Source organism: Polaromonas sp., from assembly GCF_018780625.1.
Classification (GTDB): Bacteria; Pseudomonadota; Gammaproteobacteria; order Burkholderiales; family Burkholderiaceae_C; genus Polaromonas.
The window spans coordinates 1-7,962 of record NZ_JADMJK010000155.1; the positions used below are offsets into that span (position 1 = coordinate 1).

A 7,962-nucleotide genomic window follows, 5' to 3' on the forward strand; every position below is an offset into this window, starting at 1 on the left:
GTGCCGGTGATCAAGGTGGCCACCCGCACCGACCTGGCCCGGCGCTGGCATGACCTGATGGACATCAACGCCGGGCGCATCGCCGACGGCGATGCCACGATTGAAGACGTCGGCCGCGAGCTGTTCCAGTTCATGCTCGACGTGGCCAGCGGCCGCAAGAAAACCTGGGCCGAGCACTGGAAGCTGCACAACGCGCTGGTGCTGTTCAACCCGGCGCCAGTCACATGACACACGAAGCAACACCGCCGTCATTCCCGCCTGCGCGGTAATGACGCACGGCAAGCTGACACTTTCCACTTTTTAACCAACCTGTTCAACAAACAACCATGACCCAACAACACGACAACCTGATCGGCGGCCAATGGCTGGCTGGCAGCAACTACACGCCTAACATCAACCCGTCCGATTTGTCCGACGTGATCGGCGAGTACACGCAGGCCAGCGCCGAGCAGCTCGACGCCGCCGTGCAAGCCGCCCGCGCCGCCTTTCCCGCCTGGTCCGTGTCCAGTATCCAGGCCCGGGCCGATGCCTTGGACAAGATCGGCACCGAAATCCTGGCGCGCCGCGAGGAACTGGGCACGCTGCTGGCCAGGGAAGAAGGCAAGACCAAGGCTGAAGGTATTGGCGAGGCCACCCGTGCCGGCAACATCTTCAAGTTCTTCGCTGGCGAATGCCTGCGTCTGACGGGCGAAGTCGTGCCCTCGGTGCGCCCTGGCATTGGCGTGGAAATCACCCGCGAGCCGGTCGGCGTCGTCGGCATCATCACGCCGTGGAATTTCCCTATCGCCATTCCGGCCTGGAAAATCGCCCCGGCGCTGGCCTATGGCAACTGCGTCGTGATGAAGCCGGCTGACCTGGTGCCGGGCTGCGCCTGGGCGCTGGCCGAGATCATCAGCCGCAGCGGCATTCCGGCCGGCGTGTTCAACCTGGTCATGGGCCGGGGCAGCGTGATTGGCGACCCGCTGGTCAACCATCCGGGCGTGGACGCCATCAGCTTTACCGGCTCGCAGGGTGTGGGCGCGCGCATTGCCCAGCAGTGCGCCGTCAACCTGAAAAAAGTCCAGCTGGAGATGGGCGGCAAGAACCCGCAGGTCATCCTGGACGACGCCGACCTGGCGCAGGCGGTCGAACTGAGTGTGCAAAGCGCGTTCTTCTCCACCGGCCAGCGCTGCACGGCGTCGAGCCGGCTGATCGTCACGGACGGCATCTACCCGAAATTCGTGGAAGCCATGAAGGCGCGTATGGCCACGCTGAAGGTCGGCGACGCGCTGGCCGCCGGCATCGACATTGGCCCGGTGTCGTCGCTGGCGCAACTGGAGCAGGATCTCAGTTATGTGGACATCGGCCAGGCCGAAGGCGCCGTGCTGCTGGCCGGCGGCGAGCGGCTCAAGCTCGCGACCGACGGCTTTTTCATGGCGCCCGCGCTGCTGACCGACACCACGGCCGGCATGCGCATCAACCGCGAGGAAGTGTTCGGCCCGGTCGCCAGCATCATCCGTGTCAAGGGCTACGAGGAAGCGCTGCTTGAAGCCAACAACACGCCGTTTGGCCTGGCTGCGGGCGTGGCCACCACCAGCCTGAAATACGCCACGCACTTCAAGCGCCACAGCCAGGCCGGCATGGTCATGGTGAACCTGCCGACAGCCGGCGTGGACTACCACGTGCCGTTCGGTGGCCGCAAGGGTTCGAGCTACGGGCCGCGCGAGCAGGGCCGCTATGCGCAGGAGTTCTACACCGTCGTCAAGACCGCCTACACGCTGGCCTGACCCGACCTGACCCTACCCAAACTTGAAAAGAGGCCCTCCATGACACCAGCCACCCCGTACCAGAGTTTTCCCAACAGCCTCAAGCGCGACCTGCTGGCCGGCAAGAAGCTGATCGGCTGCTGGTCGTCGCTGTCCAATGCCATCACCACCGAAGCCCTGGGCGTGGCCGGTTTTGACTGGATATTGCTCGACGGCGAGCATTCGCCCAACGACGTGTCCACTTTCATTCCGCAGCTGATGGCGCTGAAAGACAGCGTCAGCGCGCCGGTAGTGCGGCCCACTTGCAACGACGCGGTGGAAATCAAGCGCCTGCTGGACGCCGGTTTCTACAACTTCCTGATTCCGTTCGTTGAAAACGCTGACGAGGCCCGGCGCGCGGTGGCGGCCACGCGTTACCCGCCGCAGGGCATTCGCGGCGTCTCTGTTTCGCAGCGCAGCAACCGCTACGGCACGATTCCTGACTATTTCACGACGGTCAATGCGCATATCTGCGTGATGGTGCAGATCGAAAGCCTGGCCGCTGCGGCGGCTGCGCGCGAGATTGCCGCACTGGACGGGGTGGACTGCCTTTTCGTCGGGCCTTCCGATTTGGCCGCAGGCATGGGCCACATCGGCAACGCCGGCCATCCGGATGTGCAGGCGGTCATTGCCGCCGTATTTGCCGATGCCAAGGCCTGCGGCAAGCCTTCTGGCATCCTGGCGCCGGTCGAGGCAGACGCCCGCCGTTACCTGGCAATGGGCGCGACCTTTGTCGGCGTCGGCAGCGACCTGGGCGCGTTCCGGTCGGCCACGCAGGCCCTGTGCGACCGTTACCGCGACTGAGCATCCAACCCCTTTTTTAAATTTTTAACTGGAATATTGCCATGCACAAACTTGGATTTATTGGCCTGGGCATCATGGGCGCGCCGATGGCGGCGCATCTGATCGCGGCGGGGCACGAAGTGTTCCTCAACACCCGCAGCACCGTACCCGCAGAGTTGCTGACGGGCCAGGCAACGGCCTGCAACTCGGCCAGGGAAGTCGCCGAAAAAGCCGACATCATCTTCCTGATGCTGCCCGACACGCCCGATGTGGCCAAGGTGCTGTTCGGCGACGATGGCGTGGCCAGCGGGCTGCGCCAGGGCAAGACCGTCGTGGACATGAGTTCCATCTCGCCGATGGATACGAAGGAATTCGCCGGGAAAATCAATGCCCTGGGCTGCGACTACCTCGATGCGCCGGTGTCCGGCGGTGAAGTCGGTGCCAGGGCCGGCAGCCTGAGCATCATGGTCGGCGGCCCCGAGGCGACGTTCGAGCAGGTCAAGCCGCTGTTCGAACTGATGGGCAAGAACATCACGCTGGTCGGCGGCAACGGCGACGGCCAGACCTGCAAGGTCGCCAACCAGATCATCGTGGCGCTGAACATTGCCGCCGTCGGCGAAGCCCTGCTGTTTGCCAGCAAGGCCGGCGCCGACCCGGCCAGGGTGCGCCAGGCGCTGATGGGCGGCTTTGCCGCGTCGCGCATTCTGGAAGTGCATGGCGAACGCATGATCAAGCGGACTTTCAACCCGGGCTTTCGCATCGGCCTGCACCAGAAGGATCTGAGCCTGGCCCTGGCCGGTGCCCGCACCTTGGGCGTGGCCTTGCCGCAAACCGCCGGTGCGGCGCAATTGATGCAGGTCTGCGCCGCCAACGGCATGCAGGACCTGGACCATTCGGCGCTGGTGCGCAGCCTGGAAATCATGGCCAACCACACGGTGGCCTGAGCCCGCCACAGCTTTCATGACATCAAGGAGACAAGCATGACCCTCAATCGACGTGATCTTTTAGGCGCTTCACTGGCGCTTGGCATGGGCGCCGCCAGCGCGCAGTCGCCCAACTGGCCGGCCAAACCGATCCGCATCGTGGTGCCGTACCCGCCGGGCGGTTCCTCGGACATCATCGCAAGGTCGATTGCCCAGCCCCTGTCGGAGGCGCTCAAGCAGCCGGTCATCGTGGAAAACAAGGCGGGCGCCAACGGCAACCTGGGCGCCGATTACGTCGCCAAGTCGGCACCCGATGGCTACACCCTGCTGCTGTGCGACACCGGCGCGCTGGCCATCAGCCCCTCGGTCTACACCCGGCTGGCATTCGATCCGTCCAGGGATTTGCGCGGCGTGACCATGCTGGCGTATTCGCCGCATTTGCTGGTGGTGCATCCGTCGGTGCCGGCCAACAACCTCAAGGAACTGGTGGCGCTGTCCAAACAGAAAGAGTTGAACTTTGCCGTGACTGCCATGGGCAGCGCACCGCACCTGGCCGGCGTGGCGGTCGAGCGCGCCAGTGGCGCCAAGTGGCAGTACATCCCGTACAAGGGCGGCTCGCAGGCCATCACCGACACGATTGCGGGCCAGACCCAGATCCTGATGAACGGCATGCTGGCCACCTTGCCGTTTGTCCAGAGCGGAAAACTCAAGATCCTCGGCGTTTCCAAAGGCAGCCGCATGCCGCTGATCGGCGACGTGCCGACGCTGGCCGAACAGGGCCTGGCCAGTTTCGAGTCGGGCACCTGGCAGGGCATGCTGGTGACCAACGGCACACCCGCCGCCATCGTCAGCCGGCTCAATGCCGAGCTCATCAAGGTCATCCGCCATCCGGACATCCGCGCCAAGCTGGCCGGGCAGGGTGCCGAGGTCGTGACCATGGCGCCGACTCAACAGGACGCCTTTTTTATGCAAGAAAAATCCCGCTGGGCCAAAGTCGTGGCCGAAGCGGGCATCAAGCTGGACTGAAGAAAAATCCTGATTTGATAGCTATGCGTGCCCGTCTGGTATAGGCTGGAGCCCTATTTCATTGATAAAACGGCGCCGCCGCGGCTAGCCCGTCGGCAGCCAGCCACGCACCATTCACCATGAACCTCAACGCCTTTTCATCGCCGCGCTTGCTGGACCCGGCGCGGTTTGAGCGCGAGGTGGGCGGCAAGCCAGTCCGCCTGTTCACCTTGCGCAACGCCGCCGGCATGGTCGCGGGCATCACCAACTACGGCGCCAGGATCGAGCAGATCCTGGCGCCCGACCGGCTGGGCCGTCTGGATGACGTGGTCCTGGGCTATGACAGCCTGGAAGGCGTCATGGGCGGCTCGCCTTCCATGGGTGCCTTCATCGGGCGCTATGCCGGACGTATCGGCCATGCCCGCCTCACGCTGGACGGAACGCAACACCTGCTGGGCGCCAACAACGGACCGCATTGCCTGCACGGCGGGCTCAGGGGTTCGCGGTTCAGGGTGTTCGATGCGCTGCAAACCAGCCCCTCCCGCGTCGACATGACCTATGTGTTTGCTGACGGGGAAGAAGGCTTTCCCGGCGCGCTGGCGCTTCGCCTGAGCTACCGCCTGCTTGAAAACAATGCACTGGTGCTGGACTACGAAGCGGTGGCGCTCGATAAGCCGACGGTCGCCAGCTTCGCGAGTCACGCGTTTTTCAACCTCAACGGCGAGTCCAGCGGCAGCGCGCTGGACCATGAAGTGACCATTTTTGCGGATCGCTACTTTGGCATGACGCCCGATCTGGTGGCCACAGGGGCGTTGCTGCCGGTGGGCCAGACCCCGTTTGACTTTCGCCAGCCTACGGTACTGGACGCCCGGATACCCTGTGATGAACTGCAAGGCTATGACCACTGTTACCTGGTGAATCGCGCCGAGGCGGAAGGACTTGCCTTGTGCGCCCGCCTCAAGGCGCCGAAAACCGGGCGGGTGATGGAGGTCTGGTCCACCGAAGCGGCCCTGCAGTTCTACACCGGGCTGCTGCCGCTCCAGGCGCTGCCGGGCGGCCCGGGCAAAAGCAGCCAAGCTTATTTTCCGCAGCAAGGCTTGTGCTTTGAGCCTCAGGGCTACCCGAATGCGCCCAATTGCCCGGACTTTCCCTCGGCGGTTTACCTGCCGGGCCAGCCCAGGACCGGCTCCACGGTTTACCGCTTCAGCACCGATCCCGACTGATGCGGCCGCCAAGGCCAGGGGCCGGAACACAAGGCCCGCATCGCTTACCCGCAGGCCATGCGTATGGGTGTATAAACTTCAGTCCCTCATCGGTCATGCGCCGCGTTTTTCTAAACAGGCCGCATGCCCTGATCACCCCGAACAAAGCCAGGCGCGTTGAAGCGCCACAACACCAAGGAATCTCCAATATGGGCGCACAGTGGAAAGCAAAAGGCAAGGAACTGGCCGCAAATGCCAGGGGCCGGATGTTTGGAAAATTGGCCAAAGACATCATGATTGCGGCGCGCAGCGGGGCCGACCCGGCTTCCAACGCGCGGCTGCGGCTGGTGGTGGAGCAGGCCCGCAAAGTCTCCATGCCCAAGGAAACCCTGGACCGCGCCATCAAAAAAGGGGCTGGGCTCACTGGCGAGGCGGTCCACTTTGAACACGTGATTTACGAAGGCTATGCGCCGCACCGCGTCCCGGTGATGGTGGAATGCCTGACCGACAATGTCAACCGCACCGCCCCTGAAATGCGCGTCTTGTTCCGCAAGGGGCAGCTTGGCACCTCGGGCTCGGTGGCGTGGGATTTTGACCATGTGGGCATGATTGAAGCCGAGCCCGCAGCCCCAGGCGCCGATGCGGAACTGGCCGCCATTGAAGCGGGCGCGCAGGACTTTGAGCCGGGCGAGGAAGAAGGCACGACGACCTTCCTGACCGACCCCGCCGACCTGGACCTGGTGAGCCGCGCGCTGCCAGCCCAAGGCTTCAACGTCCTGTCCGCCAAGCTGGGCTACAAGGCCAAGAACCCGATAGACCCCGCCAGCTTGAGCGCCGAGGCGCTGGAAGAAGTCGAGGCCTTCCTGGCCGCCATCGATGCGAATGACGATGTGCAGAATATTTTTGCGGGCCTGGCGGGCTAAGGCAGCCGTCTCAAAATTTGCCCATAAAAAAGCGGCCAGCGCCTTGTGAAAGGCGCTGGCCGCTTTGTTGGCGACGGGCTGGTTTTTACAGCGTGTCGATAAAGCTGCGCAGCTTGTCGCTGCGGCTGGGGTGCTTGAGCTTGCGCAAGGCCTTGGCTTCAATCTGGCGAATCCGCTCGCGTGTCACGTCAAACTGCTTGCCGACTTCTTCCAGCGTGTGGTCGGTGGACATCTCGATGCCGAAACGCATGCGCAGCACCTTGGCTTCGCGCGGCGTCAGGCTGTCCAGGATGTCTTTCACGACATCGCGCAGGCCGGCCTGCATCGCCGCTTCCAGCGGTGCCGTGTTGGCGCCGTCTTCAATGAAGTCGCCCAGGTGGGAGTCGTCATCGTCGCCAATCGGCGTTTCCATGGAAATCGGCTCCTTGGCGATCTTCATGATCTTGCGGATTTTCTCTTCCGGAATCTCCATCTTCTCGGCCAGAACGCTGGCATCGGGCTCAAAGCCGAACTCCTGCAAATGCTGGCGGCTCAGACGGTTCATCTTGTTGATGGTCTCGATCATGTGCACCGGGATACGGATGGTGCGGGCCTGGTCCGCGATGGAGCGCGTGATGGCCTGACGAATCCACCAGGTGGCGTAGGTCGAGAATTTGTAGCCGCGGCGGTATTCAAACTTGTCCACGGCTTTCATCAAGCCGATGTTGCCTTCCTGGATCAAGTCCAGGAACTGCAGGCCGCGGTTGGTGTATTTCTTGGCAATCGAAATCACCAGGCGCAAGTTGGCCTCGATCATTTCCTTCTTGGCGTCGCGCGAGTTGGACTCGCCTTCGTTCATGCGCTTGTTGATGTCTTTCAGCTGGTGCAGCGGCACCACCACGCGCGCCTGCAACTCGCCCAGCTTGGTCTGCAGTTCCTGGATGGGCGGAATGTTGCGCGCCATGACGTTTGACCACGGCTTGCCGGCTGCGACCTGTTTTTCAACCCATTTGAGGTTGAGCAGGTTGGGCGGAAAGTCCTTGATGAAGGTTTCCTGCGGCATGCCGCATTTCTCGACGATGATGCGGCGCAGCTCGCGCTCTTTCTTGCGCACGTCCAGCACCTGGCCGCGCAGCAGGTCGCACAGCTTTTCAATGGTCTTGGCGGTAAAACGCACCGTCATCAACTCATCGCTCAGCGCCTTCTGGGCCTTGACGTATGCCGGCGTGCCGTAGCCTTCCTTCTCATAGATCTTGCGGACCTTTTCCGACAGGGTCGCGACGGTGTCAAAGCGGCTGAGGGCTTCTTTTTTCAGCTCTTCAAGCTTCTTGGTCAGCGCCTTGGAGCCGCCCTTGCCGTCGTC

The 7,962-nt window shown here is 63.2% G+C and carries 7 protein-coding genes and 1 pseudogene; 7 read left to right on the forward strand and 1 reads right to left on the reverse strand.

The genetic code is table 11. From position 1 onward, the window contains the following. The 7 genes and pseudogenes from IV091_RS12760 to IV091_RS12790 form a co-directional block, all read left to right on the forward strand. A pseudogene (locus IV091_RS12760) lies at positions 1-228 on the forward strand (UxaA family hydrolase); the annotation flags it as partial. Between the two features lie 98 nt (positions 229-326). Further along, a complete protein-coding gene (locus IV091_RS12765) occupies positions 327-1,766 on the forward strand; it encodes an aldehyde dehydrogenase family protein (protein ID WP_293469291.1) in 1,440 nt (479 codons plus the stop codon). A gap of 39 nt (positions 1,767-1,805) precedes the next feature. Beyond that, a complete protein-coding gene (gene garL, locus IV091_RS12770) occupies positions 1,806-2,588 on the forward strand; it encodes a 2-dehydro-3-deoxyglucarate aldolase (protein WP_293469293.1) in 783 nt (260 codons plus the stop codon). Positions 2,589-2,629: 41 nt separating this feature from the next. Beyond that, a complete protein-coding gene (gene glxR, locus IV091_RS12775; RefSeq protein ID WP_293469295.1) occupies positions 2,630-3,511 on the forward strand; it encodes a 2-hydroxy-3-oxopropionate reductase in 882 nt (293 codons plus the stop codon). A 36-nt stretch (positions 3,512-3,547) separates the two neighbouring features. After that, positions 3,548-4,516, forward strand: a complete 969-nt coding sequence (locus IV091_RS12780; protein ID WP_293469297.1) for a tripartite tricarboxylate transporter substrate binding protein — start codon at positions 3,548-3,550, stop codon at positions 4,514-4,516. Positions 4,517-4,635: 119 nt separating this feature from the next. Then, on the forward strand, positions 4,636-5,718 hold the full coding sequence (locus IV091_RS12785) for an aldose epimerase family protein (protein WP_293469299.1): 1,083 nt from the start codon (positions 4,636-4,638) through the stop codon (positions 5,716-5,718). 188 nt (positions 5,719-5,906) lie between these two features. After that, positions 5,907-6,620, forward strand: a complete 714-nt coding sequence (locus IV091_RS12790; protein WP_293469301.1) for a YebC/PmpR family DNA-binding transcriptional regulator — start codon at positions 5,907-5,909, stop codon at positions 6,618-6,620. 85 nt (positions 6,621-6,705) lie between these two features. Here the strand turns inward: IV091_RS12790 and rpoD are convergent. Further along, on the reverse strand, positions 6,706-7,962 hold a 1,257-nt coding region (rpoD, locus tag IV091_RS12795), incomplete at its 5' end, for an RNA polymerase sigma factor RpoD (protein ID WP_293469303.1).